Source organism: Catelliglobosispora koreensis DSM 44566 (assembly GCF_000379685.1).
In the GTDB taxonomy this organism is placed as follows: domain Bacteria; phylum Actinomycetota; class Actinomycetes; order Mycobacteriales; family Micromonosporaceae; genus Catelliglobosispora; species Catelliglobosispora koreensis.
In genome coordinates this window covers 74865-95871 of sequence record NZ_KB903290.1, presented here as the reverse complement: position 1 = coordinate 95871, position 21007 = coordinate 74865, and the positions used below count along the sequence as shown (strand labels likewise).

Here is a 21007-nt window from a genome sequence, read left to right as displayed (position 1 = left end):
TCGCCTAAGCCACGTCGTCTAGGCAAAGGGCGCCCGTTGTACACCCTGTGAGACCTCCCGAGTGCTGATCGCGCGACACACCTGTGTGCCGCGTTCTTTCCTGCTGCGGACTTCTCACTGAAACCGGTGTACTGCCATGCTCAAAATCTGGGCAGTCGTGCCCACGTGCCTGCCACTCATCATCCGCCGATGCCACGCGTGCGCCTGCGAACGCTTCATCGCGACCGGCAAATTCCGCGTCAACGCCAACCACAAGCTCCTGGACGCCTGGCTTCTCGTGCTGTGCACCCGTTGCGGGGACACCGCCAAGCTCACCATCTTTGAGCGGATGACCGTGCGCACTATCCAATCCGGACTGCTGGACCGGCTGCATCACAACGACGCCGGCCTGATAGCAGAGCTGCTCCAGGACCCGGTCCTGCAGCGCCGCAACCACATCGCTCTCGACTGGGACAACGCCTGGCGCCTCGACACCAGCGAAGACGATCATGTGGACCGCGATGCGATCGACGTCGAGGTCCGCTTCGCGGCACGGATTCCCGTGCGGCCGGTGCGGCTGATCGCCGAAGGTTTCGGTCTGCCACGCGCTGAGGTCGAAAGGCTGATCAAGGTCGGCAAGCTCGTTTCGGCCTACCGGCTGAGTGGCAAGCTGTCCGGCGATTTCACCTTCTCGCTCAAGGCACTCGACCGTTGACGTCGCGCGCCACTTTGGACCATGATGCGCCCGTGACCTCACGTAGCCAGCCTGTGCCGCGGCGCCGTCGCGGGCGCTCGTTTCTCATCTTCGCCGCGATAGTGGCCGGATTGTGCTGTGCTGGCTCCATTTTGGGCGGTACGACGGTTTACTCGTCTGTCAAGGACACCATCGAGGTGCGCAACGCGGCTGAGCAGTTCCTGACGCGGCTGAAGTCCGGCGCCGACCAGAGTGGCTACGACTTGCTGTGTGAGGCGACGAAGCAGAGGTTCACGGTGGCGCAGTATCGCGAATACATGTTCTCTCAGCCCGCTTTCGCGACCTTTGAGATCACCGGATCCTCGGTTGACGGCGACACCGCGACGGTGACCGCGTTCCTGCAGCAGGACAATGGAAAGAACGAACCGCGGGACTTCCCGCTCGACCGTCAGCCAGACGGAGCATGGAAGGTGTGCGGCAAACCGTATTAGCCGACCGTGATAGCGACCTTGGCCCTGGCGTGTTCAGCCTCGACATAGCGAATGGCGTCAGGCACCTCGCTCAGGGTGTAGGTGCGGTCGATGACCGGCTTGACCGCACCTGACTCGACCAGATCCTTAAGCACCGCAAGGTCTTCGCCCGGCGGCACATCGTTGAGGGCACGGATCGTGTTGCGGCTCAAGCGGCCTAGCGTGGCGCCCTTGATGTACAAGCCCATAGGGCCGACGGCACTTACCTTCCCGTTGCCAGACACGCCACCGCCGGAAAGGATGACGATCCCGCCTGCCACGAGCGGCCTTTGCAGTTCCGTGAGCGACCGGTTGCCCACGAGGTCGAACACGACGTCGAACGGGCCGGCCGTGGTGAAGTCGTCGCGCGTGTAGTCGATGACGTGGTCGGCGCCAAGTCCGGTGACCAGTTCGATATTGCGTGTACGGCAAACCGCCGTCACGTGCGCTCCAAAGTGCTTAGCGATCTGCACGGCGAACGTCCCGACGCCACCGGAGGCGCCGTTGATGAGCACCCGCTGCCCGGTTTTGACCTGTCCCACGTTACGGATTCCCCGTAGCGCGGTCGCTCCCGCCAGCGGGATGACCGCGGCCTCCGCAAAGCTCAGCTTCGCCGGCTTGAGGCACGCCTGCCGGGAAGGAACAGCCGCGTACTCAGCGAAGGCGCCATCGCCTTCACGAAGGTCGCCAAAGACTTCGTCGCCCGGGCGGAACCCGGTCACGCCCGCCCCCACGGCCTCGACCACGCCGGCGAGGTCGCTGCCGCGGATCGCGGTTTTCGGCCGTTTGCGGCCCAGGACCGGTGAGGCGAGGCGGGCCAGGTAGGGGTCGCCGCGCAGGAAGTGCCAGTCGCGGGCGTTCACCGCTGACGCTTTCACCCGGACGAGGAGATCGTGCTCCCCGATCGCCGGCGTAGCGACGTCGGCGAATCTAAGCACGTCAGGGGACCCGTAGCGGTCCTGAATTATGGCTTTCATCGTCATCTCCAAGATTCTTACATCGTAAGTCTTACGCTGTAAGGCTAGCCATACGCCGTAAGGTAGGTCAAGAGGAGGACGGGTACACATGGGGACACAGGCGGAGCCGCGCAAGCTCCTGAGCCGCGAGCGGGTGCTCCGCACGGCGATCAAACTGGCCGACGAATCCGGGCTCGGGGCGGTCACGATGCGCCGCCTCGCCGAAGAACTCGGCGCCGAGGCGATGTCGCTGTATTACCACGTGTCCAATAAGGACGACGTGTTCGACGGCATGGCCGAACTCATCGGGCAGGAGATCAACGAAGCGGCAGCCGGTGTGTCCACTCACGACGGTGGCTGGAAAGCCGCTGTGCGCCAGCGCATCCTGACCGCACGCGAAGTCCTGCTCCTACACCCATGGATGCCCAGTCTGCTGTCGATACGCAACACGGCCAGCGCCTCCATCATCGCCCACCACGACGCCATCGTCGGCCTCATGCATGACGGCGGCCTGTCCTACGACCTGATCCACCACGGCCTGCACGCCTTAGGCAGCCGTGCTTTGGGGTTCGCTCAGGAACTCTTCGATCCCGGCAAGGGACCGGTCAGCGACGAGACGATCAGCGCGATGGCCGCTGGGCTACCCAACATCGCGGCGATGCTGGCCGAAGTCGCCCACGACGACCCGGCGTCCACGCTCGGCTGGTGCGACGACCAAACCGAATTCGAGTTCGGCCTCGACCTCATCCTCGACGGGCTGCATCATCGCTCTTCCGCCACGTCATAAGCCTCGGTCAGCCACGCCTTCACCTGCGCGTCGACCTGTGCCGGATCGGTCAGTTTCACGTAGTGGCCGAAGCGCCCTGCGGCGATCCGCTCTGCCCGGCCCACGAGCGGGCCGGTGATCACGCGGGGCAAGATGAGGTACAGCAACAGACTGCGCGCTTTCGGGCGCACCTCGGCCAGCTTGCGGTCCGCCTTGAGGAAAACTCCAACCGTGACCGCGTCCTCGTGCACCGGGCCCAGTGTCTTGAGGTGTTCGATGATGCGGTCATAGGCGGCCCGCTGATAGGGCGGCCTGCCGGAAAACACCTCGTCGACCGTGCAGCCAGGCACACACAGGTGCGCTTGATGCGCGCTGCCGAACTCGCGGTCACACGCCGGGCAGATCCACCGTCCCACCACGTCAGCCTAATTGTCAGGCCGTCATGTGATGCTGTCGCACGTGATCGTTGAGTTTGAAGCGCAGCTGTGGATCTGGGACGCCCGCCGCGATGACAGCTGGAATTTCGTCACGCTGCCCGCGGAAGCCTCCGACGACATCCGCGAGCTGACAGCGGGACCACGCCGCGGCTTCGGCGCGGTCAAAGTGCGCGTGCGGCTCGGCACCAGCACGTGGGCGACGTCGATCTTCCCTGACAGCAAGACGGGCTGCTATGTGCTCCCGGTCAAACGCCCTGTGCGCACAGCCGAAGGCATCGAGGCAGGTGACACCGTCACCGTCAAGGTCGAAGTGCTGTAGCCGGTTGACGGCCAACCGCGGCGGGCCAACAATGGGAGCGCTTCCATCTATTCTCTCCGATTGGATAGGTATGCTGAGAACGCGCTCCCTCTCGGCCGCCGTAACCGCCACAATGCTTGGCACGCTTGCCCTAAGCAGCCCAAGCGCGCAAGCGGCGGCGACCACCGTGACGGTGACCGTCAACGCCAAGGCTGGCCTGGCAACGATGCCAAGCACCGGCCTGGGAATCAACCAAGCCATCTGGGACTCCCAGCTGGGCACCAACGCGACCTCTGACCTGCTCAAGAACGCGGGCGTCAAGATGCTGCGCTACCCCGGTGGGTCCTATGCCGACATCTACCACTGGCAGGACCACACCGCGCCCGGCGGTTACGTCGCGCCAGGAACAGATTTCGACACCTTCATCGCCGGCGCCAGACGCGTGGGCGCAGAACCAATGATCATTGCCAACTACGGAACCGGCTCCCCCGCCGAAGCCGCCGGCTGGGTGCACCATTCCAACATCACCAGAGGGTACTCGGTGAAGTACTGGACAGTCGGCAATGAGAACTACGGCAACGGTCACTACGGTTCGCCCTGGGAGGCCGACAACCACCCCGACAAGAGCGCGGCCTACTACGCCAACCTCGTCGTGCAATATGCCGACGCCATGAAAGCCGTCGACCCCACGATCAAAGTCGGCGCTGTGCTCACGATGCCGGGCAACTGGCCCGACGGCATCACGGCCGGAACCGACCCCGGCCCGTGGAACCAAGCTGTGCTCAGCATCGCCGGGCCTAAGATCGATTTCGTTGACGTGCACTGGTATCCGGGCGGTAACACCGCCGCCGAATCCATCGCCAAGACCGAACACATCGATCACGCGATGTTCTTGCTACGTCAGCAAATCACCCGGTACGCCGGCCCGAACGCGGAACGCATCGGTATCAGCCTGACCGAGCTCAACGTCGGCATCGGGCTGAACACCCAACCGGGCGCGCTGTTCCTGGCCGACGCCTACAGCGACCTGCTCGAAAACGGTGTGTTCACGGTGCAGTGGTGGAATGTCCACAATGGAATCGGCACCGTGTCCACGGTCGCGGGGCAAACGGACTACGGCGATTTCGGCATCCTGTCCAGTGGCACGTGCCTGGCCGACGGTTCGGTGTGCGAACCGCCGCTCAACACGCCCTTCGCCCCGTACTACGGGCTTTCTCTGATGAACACATTCGCCCACGCCGGCGACCAGTTCATCGCCGCTGGCACCGATCAGGCGCTCGTGACCGCGCACGCGGTGCGCCGCCCCAACGGTGACGCCGCCGTGCTTCTGATCAACAAAGATCCCGACAACGCTTATCCCGCAACGATTAACTACTCGGGCTACTCCCCCGCTTCGGGCACGGCGGACGTGCACTCCTACACCAATGGCGCCTCCGCGATCACGGTCACGCAGACCGGAACCGCGTTCAGCCAAACGCTCGCGCCCTACTCGCTGACGCTGATCCTGCTCAAACCTTCCAGTGCCGTGAACGGACCGCCAGGGGCACCCGGACAGCCCAGCTTGAGCAGTGTCACGGACAGTTCCGCGACGATAACCTGGCCAGCGGCGGTAAGCGGCACGCACCCGATCGCCAAATACGAGGTGCACCGCCGGTTCGGGGCGGTCAGCGAACAGTGGGGTGAAACGACCTCAACGTCGCTGACGGCCGGCAATCTCGTGCCCGGAACCCGTTACACCGTCAACGTTCTCGCGCGCGACACGGCCGGCCACGTCTCGTGGTCCTCACCACCGCTCACGTTCGTCACCGGCAGCCCCGCGACAAGCAGCTGCACGGTCAAGTTCACGACGGCTTCGGATTGGGGCAACGGCTATATCGGTACCCTCGATATCACCAACACGGGCGCGCACGCCATCGACGGCTGGACCCTGACGTATAGCTGGCCCGTTGCCTGGCAGCGCGTTGACGGAAGCTGGAATGCCACCTGGCAGCAGACCGGCCAAGAGGTTCGTGTGACCAATGTGGACTGGAACCGTCAGCTGCCCGCCAACGGCGGCAGCGCCAGCACCGGTTTCGTCGGCTGGTATGGCGGGCCCAACGTGGCGCCCTCGATCTTCCGCCTCAACGGCACCATCTGCACCACGCTGTAATCGCACTGGTCCTGGGGCCCCAAAACGCCCCAGGGCCGCTATATTGTGCGCGTGAAGCTGGAGGTGCACGAGGTCCTTGAGGCGCCGTTGCTCAGTTCCGCGTGGGCGCTCTACGAGAAAGCGTTCGCCGACCTGCGGACGATGGCCGCCCAGCGCCACGTCATGAACCATCACGAATTCGACGCGGTCATGGCCGATCCACGCGTGCAAAAGCATGTCGCCCTTGTCCCCGGCACGGCAGAAGTGACCGGTCTGGCCACCTTCACCAACGTGCTCGAAGCCATGCCGCTGATCTCACCGGAGTTCTTCGCCCACCGGTGGCCGCAGCTCTATGCCCAGCAAAAGGTTTGGTATTTAGGCTTTTTCGCGATCGCCGACAAACACCGCGGCAGCGGCATCTTCGAGGCGATCATCGCTCAAATGTGGGCGCAGGTTCACCTCTCGGGAGGCGTTGCCTCGCTTGACATTTGCCAATTCAACGCCGACATGGGCCTGCCCGACGCGATCATCCGCACGCTGCACGGCATCAGCCCGGACATGGTCGCCAGCCAAGCCGACGTGCAGACCTACTGGGCCTTCACGCTGGATAAGCCCGGGCACTAGCGCGGAACCACAGGTCGGCGAAGACGGCCGGATCGGCCGCCTTGCCCCACAGCCATCCCTGGCCGTGCACGACTCCGGCCTGCCACAGCAGATCGCGCTGGGCTTCGTTTTCCACGCCCTCGGCCACGACAGACAAGCGCAGGGCCGAGCTCATGCCGACGATCGCCCGTACGATCGCCTCATCGCCGGGATCGGTGGCCAGACCGGCGACAAACGAACGGTCGATCTTCACCCCCGTGACGGGGTAGTTGCGCAGATAGCCCAGCGCGGAAAACCCGGTGCCAAAGTCATCGACCACCAGATGCACACCAAGCTCACGCAACGAGCGCAGCGCGGCATCAGCCTCACTCGTCGGGTCCATCATGACCGTCTCGGTGAGTTCAACCGTCACCGCCGACGCCGGCAAGGCGAACTCCTCAAGCATCAGCGCCAGCTCGGCGGACAGGCTCGTATCGCGCAGCTGCCTCGGCGACACGTTGACGGAAAGCCAGAAGGAGTCGCTAACCTGATGCTCGGTGCGCCATTCGGCCAGCTGCCGCAACGCTTCCCGCATCACCCACCGTCCAATGTCGACGATGAGCCCGGATTCCTCCGCCACCCGGATGAAGCTGGCGGGCTTGATCTCACCGCGATCGGGATGCGTCCACCGGATCAGTGCCTCGGCTCCGACCAGCTCACCGGTGGGCAAGTGCACCACCGGCTGGTACGCCACGTGCAGCTGACGGGAGACCATCGCCTCCCGCAGGGCCAGGTCGATATTGATCCGCTCCTGCACCCGGTCACGCATCGCCGGGTCAAACATCGACCATCGATCGCGGCCGTTGTTCTTCGCGTGGTACATAGCCGTGTCAGCGTCACGCAACAGGTCCTCGGCGGTCACGTCATGCGGGTGTGCCGTGGGCGAGCTAGCGATGCCGATCGACACGCTGATCACCACGTTGTTGGCGCGCATCTTGAGCGTGTGGCGCATCTGCTTGAGGATCACATCGGCGAGCGCCATGGCGTCGGCACGCGTCGCCCGGTACGCCAAAACGAATTCATCTCCACCGACACGCGCGATGGCCGCCGACTTCGGTGCGCACCGGCCCAGCCTGCCCGCTACCTCGGTGATGACCTCATCGCCGACGGTATGACCACTGGAGTCATTGACATACTTGAACCCGTCGAGGTCGAGGAAGTACACCCACACTTGATGCTCGGAAGTGGCGCGGGCCAGCATCGAGCGCACTTGAGTGAACCACAGCGATCGGTTGGCTAGCCCGGTCAGTGCGTCGTGCGTCGCCTGATACTCATAGCGCTTCTGAGCGTCAGCGAAGCTGCGCACCGCCGACACCGCACGAATGAGCAACAGCGCCATCAGCATGGCCCCGCCCACACCCACCACGACCCGGTCCAGCAGGGAAGGACGAGCGATCACGATGCTGAGCACATAAGGCACTGCGAGCGCGGGCGCGATCAGCAGCAGCCTGCGCGCCGACCACGCCTGCGCGGGCAGTGACGCCGAGCCGCCGATGTCCACCATCGACGGATGCAGCCCTGCCGCGCCGACAAGCGCGAAGCCGGCCAGGAAGGGCAGATCCAGCAAGGGCGATCCGGTGAGCTCCCCTGCGGCGCCGATCATGGCGTAGGCGATGTCGCCAGCCAGCATCAGCACCATGCACGACATGAGCATGTAGTAGCTGGCGCCACGTCTGCCGCTGGTGAACGCGAGGTTGAGCACGAGCAGGACGAGCACACTGTCGAGCAGCGGATAGATCGCGGCCAGCGCCGAGACGGCAGGCTGGCGGCCAGTCACGCTGGCGGCCGGCACGGCGAACAGGATGGCGAACACGATCGTGATACCGACGACGATGAGCAGCCCGTCGATGACGGCGTGCCGTTTGGAACCGGTTTTGGTGCGCAGAAAGCCACCAAAACCGGAGAACATCAGCGCATAACCGGGAATGGTGAAACTGTCGGCGAGAAGCTCACCGCCAGCGGCCCGCACGATCGCTCCAATGAGGAATGACACGCATGCCGCCGCCAGGCAGTACCACGGCCACGCTGGCACAGGCCGAAACCACCGCGCTCCGCAGACGATCGCGACAGCCGCGCCCAAACCGACAGCCGAAAATGACGCAGCCGCCACGGCCGGCGCCGGGGACGCCACATAGAGCACGGCCGCTATGACTCCACCGCTGAGGAAGACCGCGGGCCACCATGCCCCGCCCACCCGCGCCGCGTTCGACCCTGCGGATACTTGAGCCGGCACGCCCACCTCCTGGTAAGACAAGCAACATTAACAACTCAAGCTGAGATCGGGCTCACCATCTTGCAACGCACGGCCCGGCTAAACCGGCACAGACCACCCAATAGGTCGGCAAAATCGCGACCCACGGCACGGCGCCCGCCCAAAAAATGATCTGAAATGGTTCCCTCCTAACAGCGCCCGCAGGCGTCATCATCACCGTGGAGGAAACGACATGACCGCCGAGGACGCGCGGGCGCGGTTCAGCGAGTTCGTCCAGGCGCGCACGGCAGCCCTGTGGCATGTCGCCTACCTGCTGACCGGCGACCGGCACTCCGCCGAAGATCTCCTTCAGATCGCGCTTGAGCGGGCCGCCGTGCGCTGGGACAAGCTTGACCAGCCCGAAGCCTATGTCCGCCGTGTCCTCTACACGCAGACCGTGTCCTGGTGGCGCAGCCGCCAGCGCCGTGTCAAAGAGGTGCTTGTCGACAGCACTCCCGAACCAGCCGGTTCTTCGAGCGACCCAGAGACCCGCATCGTGCTCGCTCAGGCATTACAGCGGCTAACGCCAAAGCAGCGTGCGGTGCTCGTGCTGCGGTACTACGAAGACCGCTCTGAGGAAGACACCGCCCGCCACCTCGATGTGACCGTCGGAACCGTGAAAAGCCAGGCGCGGCACGCCCTGCGCCGGTTACGCGAACTGGCCCCGGAACTCGCCCATCTCTTCAGCGACCAAGAACAGGTGGTGACGCGGTGAATCAGCTTGGCCAGCAACTGCGCGAGATCGCCGAACGGCAGCCGCCGCCCGTCATCCACATTGGACTCTACGACCGCGCCCGGCGCCGGTCGAGTTACCGCAAGGGCGCCGCGGTCGTCACGATCGCGGCATCCGCGGTCACCGTCGCTTCACTGGCGACTTCCCCGCGAACCCAGCCCGATACGGTACGCGGCGGAGCGCTAAGTGAGCTCACCTCAGCCGGCGTGGGCGGCCCGCTCGGCTGGATCGCTCTGGCGATCGTCCTTGCCGCCCTTGGCTTTCTGTGGCGGCACCTCCCATTCCGCAAGATCGCCCGTCGGCTGACCGCCGTCGCGATCGTGGGCGCGGTAATCGTGCTGGCCTCTCCGCCGGGCACCGCGTTATGGGGCGAACCTCGCGGCCAAATCGGCCTGCCAGACCGGCTAGCTGAACCATCATCCTGGACGCTGGCAGCCAACCTCAAACACTCGCCACCCGGAAAAGTCGCTCTGGTATTCAGCGGACCAGCGACAAACGGCGACCTTGAAGAGGGCCGGATCGCCTTGCTGGCAGCTGACGGCGATCGCTACCGCGTTTTTGACGTCTTTCTCGACCCGCTATCTTGGTCCGCTTACGACTATCTCGGGCCCAAATCCCCAGTGCTGTCGCCGGATGGCCGCTATCTGGCTAGCGACCACGGAACCTTCGACCTGACCACCGGCCAGCAGCTTGACCAGCTTCGCCAGCAGCCACCGTCAGCGTGGTCGGCTGACAGCAACCGCATCGCCTACCGCATATACGAAACGAACACACAACGCGTGACCGGCTGGCAGATATGGGATTTGCCGTCACGGCGGATGATTCGCGAGATCATCAACGAAGCGCCAGCCCACAACACCCAAATCGCGCTATCTCCGGCAGGCGACCGGCTCGCCGTCCGTCAAAACAATCTTCTAGCCATCTACCCAGTCGACGGTGGTGCACCAGCTTCGTGGCCATATGACGGCTGGCTCCCAGCCTCCACGACAGCCTTCAGCCCTGACGGCACATTGCTGGCTCTGAAGTGTGACGACTGTGCGGAGAAGACTGACTCCATTCGTATCGTCGACGCGCGAACGGGTTCCATTGTGGACGATGGCGTCTTCTCACCGCCCGGCCAACATGTGAAGGTCCAGGGCTGGCGCTCCCCCACCGAACTCGTCATGCAATCCGGCAACGCGGTCGACGTCTACACCATCGGCGATCCAGCACCGGCACGGCTTCTTACCTTGCCACCAGGGATCACCCGGGTTGAGATCGCCACCGACCGGCTCGCTGATCCCATCCGCCCCGCCGGCCCGCCCACCTATGGCCCGCCCAACACCGTCTTCTGGCTCGGCGTCGCCCTTGTCGCCATTCCGCTGGCCCTGGTTGTTGGCGCCTTTATCCTTGCCCGCTGGCTCCTGCGACGGATCCGCAAGCGCCGCAACAAGTCTCACGCATAGGCTGCCTTAGACGGCTGCCGACTCGAGCGTGTGCTTGATGACCCCCAGCGCCTGCGTCATACCTGACTCGATGACAGGGGCGATCGCGTCGGGGAGGAAGTCGTGTATCCAGATCAGACGGCATCGCTCCGGTCCGTCCTCGAGGACCTGCATCGAAGCGTTGTCATGAACGATTCTTTCGCCCTCGATGGCATAGACGATCCGCCGGCTCCCAGCATCCAAGGCCACAAACCGTTCGTGCGCCACGGTTCCGTTGGCAAAGGTGACGACGCGGTGCTCACCGTCGACCCGAGCGTCCACGACGTAGCCAGGTGCCATCCGCGACGGGCCGCCAGCGAAATCTCCAATCACCGCCCACACCTCGTCAGCGCTGGCCTCGATCGTGATTTCTTTCGTTAGGGATGCCATTTTGATACCCACTCCTTCGCACTGAACGACTCAGCTGTGAGCCTGCCCCATCGCCCCGGCCCGGTCTTGAAGATTCTTGCGACGGTGGCCGAGCTAAACTCGCAGGTCAGCGTATGCGTGCGGATTTCACCCGGCTTGCCCCGATCCGTCGCCCGCAGGTGAACGGTGGCCGTTTAGGTGGTGACTTTTTCCCGCCTGCTGACGCTTAGTAGAGACAAACCCAACAGCACGCATCGGCCGCGTTGCTGTGTGGAGGAGGCGTTTATGAAGGAGATGCCCGTGCCTGTAGCTGCTGGTAGTCGCCAACAATCGGCCCAGGCCCCCGCGTTTCCCGCGCAACGAGAAGAGCAAAACCCACGTGGCCTCGGCGTCAGGTTCCAAGCCGGCCGCTTGTACGCATTGCGTGCGGCCGTCGCTGCGCACGGCATGCGCCTGGGCCTGACCGGCGCGCCGCTAGGCACGCTCCTGGTCGTGGCGACCGAGCTAGCCACTAACGTCATCCGCCATGGTGGGGGCGAAGGGAGCCTTCGGCTGTATCGCGAGGGTGAGTTCGTGGCGTGCGAGGTCAAAGACCGCGGCCCGGGCATCGCCAATCCCGACATGGCCGGATCCGCTCAGGTCGCCCCTACGGCTGGAGAAGGCCGCGGGCTGTGGATCGTGCGCCAGTTCACGAGCGACTTGCGAATCGACAGCAGCCCATCGGGAACCACGATCACCGCGATGCTGCCCGCGAACAGACCTGCCGAACAGGACGCGTAACGCTGGCTCATTTTCTGTCGCTGGTCGCCGTTTTCTTGTGTGCGGCGCGCGAGAATAGGCGTCGCCACCAGCGAGGCTTGGCGGGGCTTCCTGCGCGCGTTCCTGGCGATGCGGCTAGGTATTCATAGACGCCCGTGACTTGAAGAGCGGTCAGGGGTATGCCCGTCGCGCCTTCCAGATGCCACGCATGGCCCTGGCCGCGAATCTGCTTGGCCGACTCCACCAGCACCCGGATACCGATCGAATCCAGGAATGTGAGCTTGGAGGCATCGACGATGATCCCAGCACCGTGGTGAACCCGGCTCGCGTGGGCGAGATCATCCCGCAGTCTGTCGGCATTGGACATATCAAGTTCGCCGACAAGCATGATCACAACGCTTCCACCTGCGGTTTTAACCGTGACAGACAGCGATGACTGGGCCACGAGACAATTTGAGCACAGAAACGACAGGCTGTCAGTAGCACAACCACGCTATGGGTGCGGCTGGCTCTGCATCTGCCCTATAAGGCGCTCCATATCGCGAATGTGCCTGAGTTCCGAGCTGCGTGCGGTGAGGTAGGCGCTCCGCTGACGCTGTATCTGTTGCTCTTGCACGCGGGCTTGCCGCTCGACGACCATGAGCTGCCTGCTGATCGCACAGAGCCGCTCCTCAGCCTCCGCAATCCGGGAAAGATCATCGTTATTACAGCTTGTGGCCAGATGCTCCTGCGCGAGGGCTAGCTCTTGCTCCAGCTCTTCAAGGACCGCGCCGGTGCCGCGCTGTAACTCGTGCCTGACAAGCAGCTCGGCAGCCTCGACGACATCCAGCTCAGATAGCTGGAGCAACCGCACGGCAAGCTCAAAGCGAAGCCGATTCAGATCTGACGGCATACCCCACCCCTCTCGCGCGGTCACTTTGTTAAGCGGCAGAAGCCCCGAGTCCGTCACCTTGCATTCGGTACCTAGGTACAGGTTTACCGTTGGTCTATGACCGATCAGAGTGCTGTCGAACTGGCGTGGGTCCCGCAGACGTGCACGTTGCCGACGGCGGAACAGCCGCTTCGGCTGGCGGAGTTCGATGCGCTGTTTAGGGCGGCTGTGCGTGGCGGTGAGCGACTTGCCGCGCGACATCTCCGGATGACATTGGCGGGAGGCAGCGACCTGGCGGGTGCGGTAGAGGGCTTGGCCGACCGCGAAACGCGATGCTGCTCCTTCTTCTCGTTCACGGTCAGCAGCCCGGAAACCGGCGTGGTGCAGCTGGATATTGAAGTACCTGCGGCACACGTGGAGGTGCTCGACGCTCTGCAGGCCCGGGCTGTCGCATTGCGGAGCCAGCCATGAGCGCGGGCTTGCGTAGCGGCCAGCTGGCCGAGGGGGCAGGGGTTAACCTCACTCGCCCCAGGACAAGCCTCATGAAGGCTGCGCGTCGGTAGGCTGCCGCCATGACGATCACCAGATCGATCCTGCTGTTCGCTTTAGCGGCGTTGTTTGAGATCGGCGGTGCCTGGCTGATCTGGCAAGGCTGGCGCGAACATCGCGGCCTGGGGTTTCTTGCCGCCGGAGTGATCGCGTTAGGCGCCTACGGGTTCGTGGCCACGTTTCAGCCCGACCCGAACTTCGGGCGGATCCTGGCCGCCTACGGTGGCGTTTTCGTTGCTGGATCACTGGCCTGGGGCATCGTCGTGGACAAGTTCCGCCCCGACCGCTGGGACATCATCGGCGCGGCCATCTGCATTGCCGGCGTCGCGGTCATCATGTACGCACCCCGCACCTAGGATCCGCCCGAGGCAAAGCTAGTGGCCACTAGCTTTGCCTCATAAGGCATTCAGCCGGCGATGTGCAGGATCGCGTTGGCTCCAGAGACGAGAGCTTGGTCGAGTGGGAAATAACCCTTGCGCGGGTTGATGTCCGCGCGCCTGGTCGCCGCTGGCAGTGAGGCGGCCGGGATCAGGCCCCAGCCGGTGACCCGGCCTTGCAGGTGACCCTCGAAAGTGGACGGCTCAGGCTCGGCCAGCTCGAGCACGTCGCTGCGGCCGATGCTGGAGGGGATGAAGTAGTAGTTCTCGTAACGCAGAGAGTCAAGCATAGCTCCGGCACCATAAACGCCTCCGCTTCCGTTGCGCTGCAAGTGAAAGTTGTGGGCGAACAGCATGGTCGGGCCACGGCTCGCCTCAACCCTGCGGATGTCGAGCACATGTTGCGCCATCCATGTGTCGCGTGTGGACAGCAGGAGTTGCTGCCGGTCGCTTTGGCTGAACGGCTGCGCCGCCTGCCAGTGGTAGTGCAGCAGCCAAAGGCCTGCCTCAAGATAAGTCTTGGCGCGCAGCCAGTCGGAGCGAGAGGTCGACGCGATCAGATCCGGTGCGTGGGCATAGAGTTTGGTGCGCAAATCCTCGCCGATGCGTTGCAGCCGTTCGGCTTCGGGCGTGGTGCCCGGCGACTGGGTGTAGTCGAGGATCGCCTCATCGCGACTCCAGCGATGGTCGTCCCCAGCGACACCTGCGATGTCGAGGTTGTCCAAGTGCAGATAATCGCGGGCGTACTCGAAATAGCTCCTCGGGCTCGGAGCACTCGTGTTCTCCGTCGGGGCGTCGAAACCGTGGAAGGTCAAACGCTCGTGTTCGGGCCGGTTCTGGTTGTGTTCGCGCATCCAGGTGACCAGATCCCGGTTGGCCTGCAGCGCGCCGAAGTTGTGGGAGAACCCTTCGCTCATCACCGAGGCGAGGCTTCCGGTGCCGTGCTGGACGTAGTCGTTGACCACGAGCGCGGCCACCCGATCGGTCTCCAGGGCGATCGAGCGAAAGCCGAGATCGGCCAGCTGGGCGAAGATCGCGTTGCGGACAGCGCCGAAAGCGGGCTCTTGGTGGGTCGGCTCGCCCAGGGCGAGAAGGTCACATGGCTGGGGTAGGAACTCTCGAATGTCCTGGCTCATGTGTTTCAAACGTACCATTGAAACTTCGGTTGAGACTTACAGTCAAAGTCAGTGCTAGGAAAGGCGGTAAAGTTTCAAACCGTGCGACCATCCGACCTTGCCCGCGAGCACCGTTTGTCGGCCCAGGCGGTCCGCAACTACGAGCAAGATGGGTTCCTTCCGCCCGCTGAGCGCACGCGCAGTGGCTACCGGGTTTACACCGAGGTTCACGCTGCGGCACTGCGGGCCTATCTGTCGCTCGTCGCGGCCTACGGCTACCCTGCCGCGGGCCAGATCATGAACGCGGTGCACGATGACGCCCTCGACGGTGCACTGATCGTCATCGACCGCGGCCACGGGCAGATGTTGCGCGACCGGGACACGCTCAACGCGGTGCGGGAAGCGATCGGCGACCTGCCGGTAGGCCCGGAAACCGTTGCGGGATCAGGCATATGGACCATCGGCGAACTAGCGCGAAGGCTGCGGGTCACCCCGGCCACGTTACGTAAATGGGAAAGTGCTGGGATTCTTGTGCCAGGACGCGATCGCGCCACCGGATACCGGGTGTTTAGTGCCAGCGACCTGCGTGACGCGGAGCTGGCCCATCTGCTGCGGCGCGGAGGCTATCCGCTGCGGCACATCGCGACCGTGGTCGAGCAGGTCCGGACGGCGGGCGGCACGGAACCCCTGGCGCGTGCACTGAAGGACTGGCAGCAAAGGCTTACCGCGCAAGGAATCGCCATGCTCGACGCCGCCGCGAAGCTCAGCCATTATCTGAGCCTCACGGCGGCACCGGATTAGTTCGTCAGGCGGGTGGAGCGAAGAACTCCAGCGCGATGTTGTCGGGGTCGCGGAACGACAGGCCCGAGCCGTAGGGGGCGTCGATGATGCCGCCGTGTTTGATGCCTAGGTCCTCAAGGTGCCCTTGCCACGCTTCGAGTTCACCGCGGTTGGCGCACTGGAAAGCGATGTGGTCCAGGCCAATGCGGCGCTCTTCGAACACATCGCCTTCGGCTGGGCCTTCGGGAAACGTATGCAGGCCAAGAAGTGTGCCGCCGATGGCGAAAACGACGTGATGAAACGGGCCGGTGTCCTCGTCAAGCACGGGTGCGGCGCCGATCAGCCGCTCATACCACGGCACGCTGACTTGCAGATCGGAGACGGTGACGGCCACGTGGGTGAGGGGAGGGAAAGCAGGCACTGTTCGTTCCTCTCGATGAAGTGGTGTGAGTTAGCTCCGGGGCAACGATGGCCCGGGGACAATGGGCAGTTTGGACAGTCCGCGCAGCACGAGACCGTCGCCGTGATTCCAGTGCAGGTCTTGGAAATCGACGGCCAGCCGCAGGTGCGGGAAGCGCCGCAGTAAGGTGGCGAAACCGATGTGGCCTTCCAGCCGCGCCAGGGGTGCGCCCAAACAGAAGTGGATCCCGTGCCCAAACGACAGGTGCCGGGGTTCGCGGTTGAGGTCGGCGTCGTCGGGGCTTTCGAACTTCGCATGGTCACGGTTGGCCGCGGCCAGCGAGATGATGACTTGGGCACCGGCCGGGATGCTTACTCCAGCGATCTCAACAGCTTCGGTCGCGTACCGGAAAGTCGAATGTGGAACGGGCGCGTCATAACGCAGCAGTTCCTCAACGGCGGCTGGAATGCGCGACGGGTCGGCTCGTAGGGCGGCTAGTTGTTCGGGGTGACGCAGCAGCGCGACCGTGCCGTTGCCGAGCAGGCTCGCGGTGGTGTCGTGCCCGGCGACCATCAGCTGAAAGATCGTCGACAGCAGTTCCTGTTCGCTGAGGCGCTCGTCGCCGTCGCGTGCGCTGATCAGCGCGCTGACGAGGTCGTCGCCAGGGACGGCCCGTTTCGTGGCGACCAGTTGCTTGAGCATGGCGACCACGGTGTCGGAGGCTTCCTTGGCGCGCGCGTATGCCTCCGGATTTGGCGTCGGCGCGAGGAGAGCGATCAGGCCGTTTCCCAGCGGGGTGCGGTCGTTATCTGGTACCCCCAAAAGCTCGCAAATAACGGTGAACGGCAACGGAAAAGCGAAGGTGCTGACAAGGTCAACGTGGCCGTCGGGCCCGTGCGCGGCGACGTCGTCGAGCAGATCGTCCACAATCGACTGAACACGCGGGCGCAGCGCCTCGATGCGGCGGTGGGAGAACGCGGCGGCGACCAGTTTGCGCAGCCGGGTGTGGTGTGGAGGGTCGACGGCCAGCATGTGCCGGGCGAATTCTGGGCCGGGCAGCCCCTCGGCGACGACGGCGTTGTCACGCGCCATCGCGGCCTGCATGTCCTTGGACAGCCGTGGGTCATTGAGCGCCGCCTTCGCCGCGTCGTAATGCACGACGAGCCAGGCGGCGTGCCCATCGGCCAGCGTCACGGCGTGTACCGGGCCTAGCTCACGCACTTCGGCGAACAGCGGAAACGGGTTGTCGAGGTCGTACCGGCCCCAAGCTTCGAAGGCGATCGTCACTCGAGCAGCATATTGATCGATTGAGGCATAGAGATTAACAAGTGAGTGACAACTATATTGCCCACGAGTGGCTTGACATCCGGCACGCGACGGTTACGCGATCCGCGACACCTGACCCGAACGCAGGTCATAGACAGCACCCACGACCAAAGCGTTGGTAAGCAAGGGATCGGCTCGCAATTGCACCACCGTGCGCGTGACTTGTGCCCGCACGACAGCCAGGATCTGTTCGCCCAAAGGCGACGATGGCTGGGGCCGGGCCGCGAAATAGGCCGGGGCCAGGGCGTGCACGACAGCGGCGATGTTGCCTGGCGGAAGCTTGCCGTCCGCGAAAGACTCGATCGTCGCCTTCACCGCACCACAACCGGTGTGGCCGAGGACCATGACCAGCGGCGTGCCGTGGGCGGGGCCGTATTCGATGCTGCCAGCGATGAGCGGGTCGATCACTTGTCCGGCGGTCCGCACGACGAAGAGGTCACCGAGGTCCTGGTCGAACACGATCTCAGGGGGCACCCGGGAGTCGATGCAGCTGAAGATGACGGCGAAAGGATTCTGGCCACCGGCGGTGCGGCGGCGCCTGTCGTCGGCAGGATCACGGTGGCGCGGGCGTCCTTGGACCCAGCGCTCGTTGCCGTCGAGAAGCTTTGATAACGCGTGTCGCGGTGTTTCGGCGGGAGGGGATGCAACTGCCGGGCCGGGCAGCAGCCCGGCTCCAGCAGCCGCCGCCAGCAAGGTTCTGCGGGCGGTCATGGTCTGGGTGTCGTTACAGAGGCTTGACCTTGTCGGCCTGCGGGCCCTTGGGGCCCTGCGTAACCTCGAACTCCACGCGCTGGTTCTCCTCCAGCGACCTGTAGCCGCTGGACTGGATGGCCGAGAAGTGGACGAACACGTCAGGACCGTTGTCCTGCGCAATAAAGCCGAAACCCTTTTCGGCGTTAAACCACTTCACTGTGCCCTGTGCCATTTGTTTTCTCCTCAAAAGCGGTACACCAACGGCCCTATACCTGGCCGCTGGCTTGTGCAAGCGTAGGGGCATAGGCGCGCCAACGGGTGCATTTACCGCGTTTACTACGCGTGTCCGCCCTCACAGTTCGGTAACGATCACGTCCAGCGCAGTGCCCTCGTCTTCGACCTGATATTTGAGGTCGCGCAGATCACGGGCGAGCTCGGCTGGATGGCGTGGTTTAGCGCCCGCGAGCAAGAGGTCGCGCACCAGCCGTCCTTTGGTCGCCTTATTGAAATGGCTGACCACGGTGCGTACGCCGGGCGAGCGCTCGTGCAGCACCCGCAGCACGGCGGTATTAGGCCCTGGCTTCCACATTGAGGCATAGGGGCCAGAGCGCAAGTCAATGATCAACTGTCCGCCCGCGTGCTCGGCCAGTGGCGCGGCCAGCGCCTTGCGCCAGAACGTGTTCACGGAACCGGCTCCCGGCAGGGTCACCCCGGCCGAACACCGGTACGCCGGGATGCGGTCCCCCATGCTGACAACGCCCCAGAGCGCGGAGAAGACGAGGATGTTCTTGCGGGCTGAACGCAGTGCCGCGGGCGGTAGCGTCGCCACGTCCAGTGCCTCGTAAAGCACACCCGTGTAGATCTTCTCGGCTGTCGCCGTGGGGGCGGTCCGCAGCAGGGCGTTGCGCTGCACCTCGGCGGACTGCCCGGCGGTCAGGCCCAGCGCCAAAGCCGCCCGCGACGGATCGCCTTCGCACAGCTTGATAAGCGCGCCGAGCACGGTTTCCCGCGCGGCGGACAGCGCCGGCAGACTCAAGTCGCCCAGCGGCTTGCCCGAGCGCGGGGCGTGCTTGCCTTCCGAAGGCGGCAGCAGGATCAACACCCCGGCATCTTAAGCCTTGCCGCACGTCATCGAACTGGCTGACGTGCCGCCTTCACGACATAGGCCATCGCGAACGTGCCCATGATGAGCAGAGCGTGCGGCATCCCCACGCTATCGTCGCCGACTTCGAACTCTTCACGGCTGTTCATCACCCCGAAAGAACCTAGGCTGCCAAGCGACATGGCGGCTGTTACCGACAGGGCAAGCGCGCCGGCGAGCGGGAAGGGTCCACTCACGACGCTCCACCGTCCCCACCACCAGCCGGCGAGAGCAGCTAGAAGGATCATGGTGGCGAAGCTTGCCCAAATAGCCCGGGTATCGCCAACGTCGAGCACCTCTCCGAGCACCATCAGCAAGAGGTAGGCCCCGATGAGGACCGCCGCGGGTCCCAGAAGCAGGAAGAGCGTCGTGCCGATGGTTCGCCAGGTGAAGCCGATCGCGGGCGCGGCGCGCGAAGGTCAGCCCGAAGGCGAAGGCCAGCATGCGCCCAGGTTTTCGTTGTGCGGCAAGGTAATCGACTTCTGCCAGCCACTCCTGCCGCACGCCGGTATCGGCCGGCCAGCGGCGAGAGGCAGCGTCAGCGAAATGCCGTGCCAGAGCATGCCTCATGCTGGCTTGGCCATTGTCGCGTTCCGGCCAGCCGCCCTGATGACATAAGCCATCGCGAAGACCCCCATCAGCACGATGCCGTGCGGGAACGCGTCTTCACTAATGACGAAGCTTTCGTAGTAGGACATGACGCCAAAGGACTGGTTGGTGAGGGCGAACACGAACCACATCGGAGCGTGCGCGCCGGTGAAGCCGTCGCCGGCAGCGTGCCATGACGGCGGCGGATCGCCGACAGCGTGGTAGAACTCGGCGATATAGGCCACATCGAGAATGACCAGGAACAGCGCTATGCCAATTGCCAGCACAAAGACGTTGCGGCGCCTTTGCGCGAGCCGCGCTACGAGGAGCAGGGTGACAAGCAGCCCGGGCACCCATACGGCGTAGCCGGCGACTAGGTCCCGCCCACCGGTGAGCCACATGAACAACATGCTCGCCGTCACCGATACGCCGAGCCCCAGCGCGAGCGGAAAAGGTCCACTCACGACACTCCATCGGCCCCACCACCAGCCCGCCGCGCCAGCAAGCACAGCAAACGCGGCAAGGCCTGCTTGCTGGACGCCGTAATCCAGGATTTCGAGCACATTCGCTAGTCCATTGAAGACAAGCGCCGAGGCCGCGAATACCGCGAACGGGCCGAGCAGCATGAACAACGCTGTGCCGGCCGTACGCCAGTTGAAGCCAACGACAGGAGCGGAGCCTGGCCGGGCGAAGGTGAGGCCGAAGGCGAACCACAGCATGCGCCCCGGTTTATGTTGTGCGGCAAGGTAATCGACTTCTGCCAGCCACTCCTGGCGCATGCCGCTGTCAGCGGGCCAGCGGCGCGACGCCGCGTCAACGAAAAGCCGTGCCACGGCCTGCCTCATGCTGGCTTCACCACCTTGGCCGACGATGGCGCGGGGTTGGTCACCTGGTGCAGTTCGGCCAGCTTCTGCCTGGCCTGCTCGACGCCGTCGGGCGTGAGCAGGTAATAACGCCGAATCGGCCGCCCCAATTCGGCGGCGTCCGCGTCTTCCCACGCGGCTGTTACCCAGCCCGCGGCCTGCAGCTTCTGCAGGATCGGGTAAATCGTGCCGCTGCCCAGACCGGACTGCTCCATGAGATCGACGCCATAACGGGCTGTCTCCACATCGGACAGAAACACCGACAGCACGCGCGCCGTGGGGATGGTGAGTCGCATGAGGCGACTCTATCGTTTCTCGAC

At 64.4% G+C, this 21007-nt stretch carries 27 protein-coding genes; 12 read left to right on the top strand and 15 right to left on the bottom strand.

The genetic code is table 11. The features are described from left to right. The first annotated feature begins 136 nt into the window (after positions 1–136). Together A3E1_RS0130480 and A3E1_RS0130475 are read left to right on the top strand one after the other, a co-directional pair. The gene (locus tag A3E1_RS0130480) at positions 137–694 is read left to right on the top strand and encodes a DUF1062 domain-containing protein (protein WP_020524603.1); all 558 of its coding nucleotides are present in this window, start codon (positions 137–139) and stop codon (positions 692–694) included. A 32-nt stretch (positions 695–726) separates the two neighbouring features. Further along, the gene (locus A3E1_RS0130475; protein WP_157631834.1) at positions 727–1164 is read left to right on the top strand and encodes an Rv0361 family membrane protein; all 438 of its coding nucleotides are present in this window, start codon (positions 727–729) and stop codon (positions 1162–1164) included. Here A3E1_RS0130475 and A3E1_RS0130470 read toward each other — a convergent pair. Beyond that, positions 1161–2159, bottom strand: a complete 999-nt coding sequence (locus A3E1_RS0130470; protein WP_026208994.1) for an NAD(P)-dependent alcohol dehydrogenase — start codon at positions 2157–2159, stop codon at positions 1161–1163. The two genes, A3E1_RS0130475 and A3E1_RS0130470, sit on opposite strands and share 4 nt — an antisense overlap. An 88-nt stretch (positions 2160–2247) precedes the next feature. Here A3E1_RS0130470 and A3E1_RS0130465 point away from each other — a divergent pair, with 88 nt between their 5' ends. Further along, positions 2248–2925, top strand: coding sequence for a TetR/AcrR family transcriptional regulator (locus A3E1_RS0130465; RefSeq protein ID WP_020524600.1), 678 nt, complete (start codon positions 2248–2250; stop codon positions 2923–2925). Here A3E1_RS0130465 and A3E1_RS0130460 read toward each other — a convergent pair. Continuing rightward, complete coding sequence (locus A3E1_RS0130460; RefSeq protein ID WP_020524599.1) at positions 2901–3320, bottom strand: DUF5655 domain-containing protein; 420 nt, start codon at positions 3318–3320, stop codon at positions 2901–2903. The genes A3E1_RS0130465 and A3E1_RS0130460 overlap by 25 nt on opposite strands. A 43-nt stretch (positions 3321–3363) precedes the next feature. On the opposite strand from A3E1_RS0130460, the gene A3E1_RS0130455 reads away from it, so the two are divergent. From A3E1_RS0130455 to A3E1_RS0130445, 3 genes are all read left to right on the top strand, one after another. Beyond that, a complete protein-coding gene (locus A3E1_RS0130455; RefSeq protein WP_026208993.1) occupies positions 3364–3660 on the top strand; it encodes a DUF1905 domain-containing protein in 297 nt (98 codons plus the stop codon). Positions 3661–3730: 70 nt separating this feature from the next. Then, positions 3731–5788, top strand: coding sequence for a cellulose binding domain-containing protein (locus A3E1_RS0130450; RefSeq protein ID WP_026208992.1), 2058 nt, complete (start codon positions 3731–3733; stop codon positions 5786–5788). Positions 5789–5839: 51 nt separating this feature from the next. Then, entirely contained in the window at positions 5840–6391 is a 552-nt protein-coding gene (locus A3E1_RS0130445) for a hypothetical protein (protein WP_020524596.1), read from the top strand. On the opposite strand, the gene A3E1_RS42925 is transcribed toward A3E1_RS0130445, so the two are convergent. After that, the gene (locus tag A3E1_RS42925) at positions 6366–8642 is read right to left on the bottom strand and encodes a putative bifunctional diguanylate cyclase/phosphodiesterase (RefSeq protein WP_083929706.1); all 2277 of its coding nucleotides are present in this window, start codon (positions 8640–8642) and stop codon (positions 6366–6368) included. The genes A3E1_RS0130445 and A3E1_RS42925 overlap by 26 nt on opposite strands. A 211-nt stretch (positions 8643–8853) precedes the next feature. Here A3E1_RS42925 and A3E1_RS0130435 point away from each other — a divergent pair, with 211 nt between their 5' ends. Further along, positions 8854–9375, top strand: a complete 522-nt coding sequence (locus tag A3E1_RS0130435; RefSeq protein WP_020524594.1) for a SigE family RNA polymerase sigma factor — start codon at positions 8854–8856, stop codon at positions 9373–9375. Next, complete coding sequence (locus A3E1_RS0130430) at positions 9372–10838, top strand: WD40 repeat domain-containing protein (protein WP_020524593.1); 1467 nt, start codon at positions 9372–9374, stop codon at positions 10836–10838. Before A3E1_RS0130435 ends, A3E1_RS0130430 begins: the two co-directional genes overlap by 4 nt. Before the next feature lie 6 nt (positions 10839–10844). On the opposite strand, the gene A3E1_RS0130425 is transcribed toward A3E1_RS0130430, so the two are convergent. Continuing rightward, complete coding sequence (locus A3E1_RS0130425; protein WP_020524592.1) at positions 10845–11246, bottom strand: SRPBCC family protein; 402 nt, start codon at positions 11244–11246, stop codon at positions 10845–10847. A 279-nt stretch (positions 11247–11525) separates the two neighbouring features. Here A3E1_RS0130425 and A3E1_RS42920 point away from each other — a divergent pair, with 279 nt between their 5' ends. Further along, the gene (locus A3E1_RS42920) at positions 11526–12005 is read left to right on the top strand and encodes an ATP-binding protein (protein WP_211216026.1); all 480 of its coding nucleotides are present in this window, start codon (positions 11526–11528) and stop codon (positions 12003–12005) included. 7 nt (positions 12006–12012) lie between these two features. On the opposite strand, the gene A3E1_RS45260 is transcribed toward A3E1_RS42920, so the two are convergent. Together A3E1_RS45260 and A3E1_RS0130410 are read right to left on the bottom strand one after the other, a co-directional pair. After that, complete coding sequence (locus tag A3E1_RS45260) at positions 12013–12429, bottom strand: STAS domain-containing protein (protein WP_281167409.1); 417 nt, start codon at positions 12427–12429, stop codon at positions 12013–12015. A 48-nt stretch (positions 12430–12477) separates the two neighbouring features. Further along, a complete protein-coding gene (locus A3E1_RS0130410) occupies positions 12478–12876 on the bottom strand; it encodes a hypothetical protein (protein WP_157631832.1) in 399 nt (132 codons plus the stop codon). Positions 12877–12972: 96 nt separating this feature from the next. On the opposite strand from A3E1_RS0130410, the gene A3E1_RS0130405 reads away from it, so the two are divergent. Both A3E1_RS0130405 and A3E1_RS0130400 read left to right on the top strand, forming a co-directional pair. After that, positions 12973–13326, top strand: coding sequence for a hypothetical protein (locus tag A3E1_RS0130405; protein ID WP_020524588.1), 354 nt, complete (start codon positions 12973–12975; stop codon positions 13324–13326). Between the two features lie 101 nt (positions 13327–13427). Then, positions 13428–13760 carry a YnfA family protein gene (locus A3E1_RS0130400; RefSeq protein ID WP_020524587.1) on the top strand — a complete coding sequence of 111 codons (333 nt, stop codon included), beginning with the start codon at positions 13428–13430 and terminating at the stop codon, positions 13758–13760. A 50-nt stretch (positions 13761–13810) separates the two neighbouring features. Here the strand turns inward: A3E1_RS0130400 and A3E1_RS0130395 are convergent, their stop codons facing one another. Next, on the bottom strand, positions 13811–14917 hold the full coding sequence (locus A3E1_RS0130395; RefSeq protein WP_020524586.1) for an erythromycin esterase family protein: 1107 nt from the start codon (positions 14915–14917) through the stop codon (positions 13811–13813). A gap of 81 nt (positions 14918–14998) precedes the next feature. On the opposite strand from A3E1_RS0130395, the gene A3E1_RS0130390 reads away from it, so the two are divergent. After that, complete coding sequence (locus A3E1_RS0130390) at positions 14999–15697, top strand: TioE family transcriptional regulator (RefSeq protein WP_026208991.1); 699 nt, start codon at positions 14999–15001, stop codon at positions 15695–15697. Between the two features lie 4 nt (positions 15698–15701). Here A3E1_RS0130390 and A3E1_RS0130385 read toward each other — a convergent pair whose 3' ends face one another. The 8 genes from A3E1_RS0130385 to A3E1_RS0130350 form a co-directional block, all read right to left on the bottom strand. Beyond that, positions 15702–16070 carry a VOC family protein gene (locus tag A3E1_RS0130385; protein ID WP_020524584.1) on the bottom strand — a complete coding sequence of 123 codons (369 nt, stop codon included), beginning with the start codon at positions 16068–16070 and terminating at the stop codon, positions 15702–15704. Between the two features lie 57 nt (positions 16071–16127). Continuing rightward, positions 16128–17363 (bottom strand): cytochrome P450 family protein, encoded by a 1236-nt coding sequence (locus A3E1_RS0130380; protein WP_020524583.1) that lies wholly within the window; start codon positions 17361–17363, stop codon positions 16128–16130. A 93-nt stretch (positions 17364–17456) separates the two neighbouring features. Beyond that, the gene (locus A3E1_RS0130375) at positions 17457–18113 is read right to left on the bottom strand and encodes a carbonic anhydrase (protein WP_020524582.1); all 657 of its coding nucleotides are present in this window, start codon (positions 18111–18113) and stop codon (positions 17457–17459) included. 13 nt (positions 18114–18126) lie between these two features. Beyond that, entirely contained in the window at positions 18127–18327 is a 201-nt protein-coding gene (locus A3E1_RS0130370; RefSeq protein ID WP_020524581.1) for a cold-shock protein, read from the bottom strand. 120 nt (positions 18328–18447) lie between these two features. Further along, positions 18448–19197, bottom strand: a complete 750-nt coding sequence (gene yaaA, locus A3E1_RS0130365) for a peroxide stress protein YaaA (RefSeq protein WP_020524580.1) — start codon at positions 19195–19197, stop codon at positions 18448–18450. 26 nt (positions 19198–19223) lie between these two features. Next, positions 19224–19547 carry a hypothetical protein gene (locus tag A3E1_RS0130360; protein WP_020524579.1) on the bottom strand — a complete coding sequence of 108 codons (324 nt, stop codon included), beginning with the start codon at positions 19545–19547 and terminating at the stop codon, positions 19224–19226. A gap of 255 nt (positions 19548–19802) precedes the next feature. Then, entirely contained in the window at positions 19803–20669 is an 867-nt protein-coding gene (locus A3E1_RS0130355; RefSeq protein ID WP_020524578.1) for a hypothetical protein, read from the bottom strand. Beyond that, entirely contained in the window at positions 20666–20983 is a 318-nt protein-coding gene (locus tag A3E1_RS0130350; RefSeq protein WP_020524577.1) for a PadR family transcriptional regulator, read from the bottom strand. The genes A3E1_RS0130355 and A3E1_RS0130350 overlap by 4 nt, the downstream gene beginning before the upstream one ends. Positions 20984–21007: the final 24 nt, after the last annotated feature.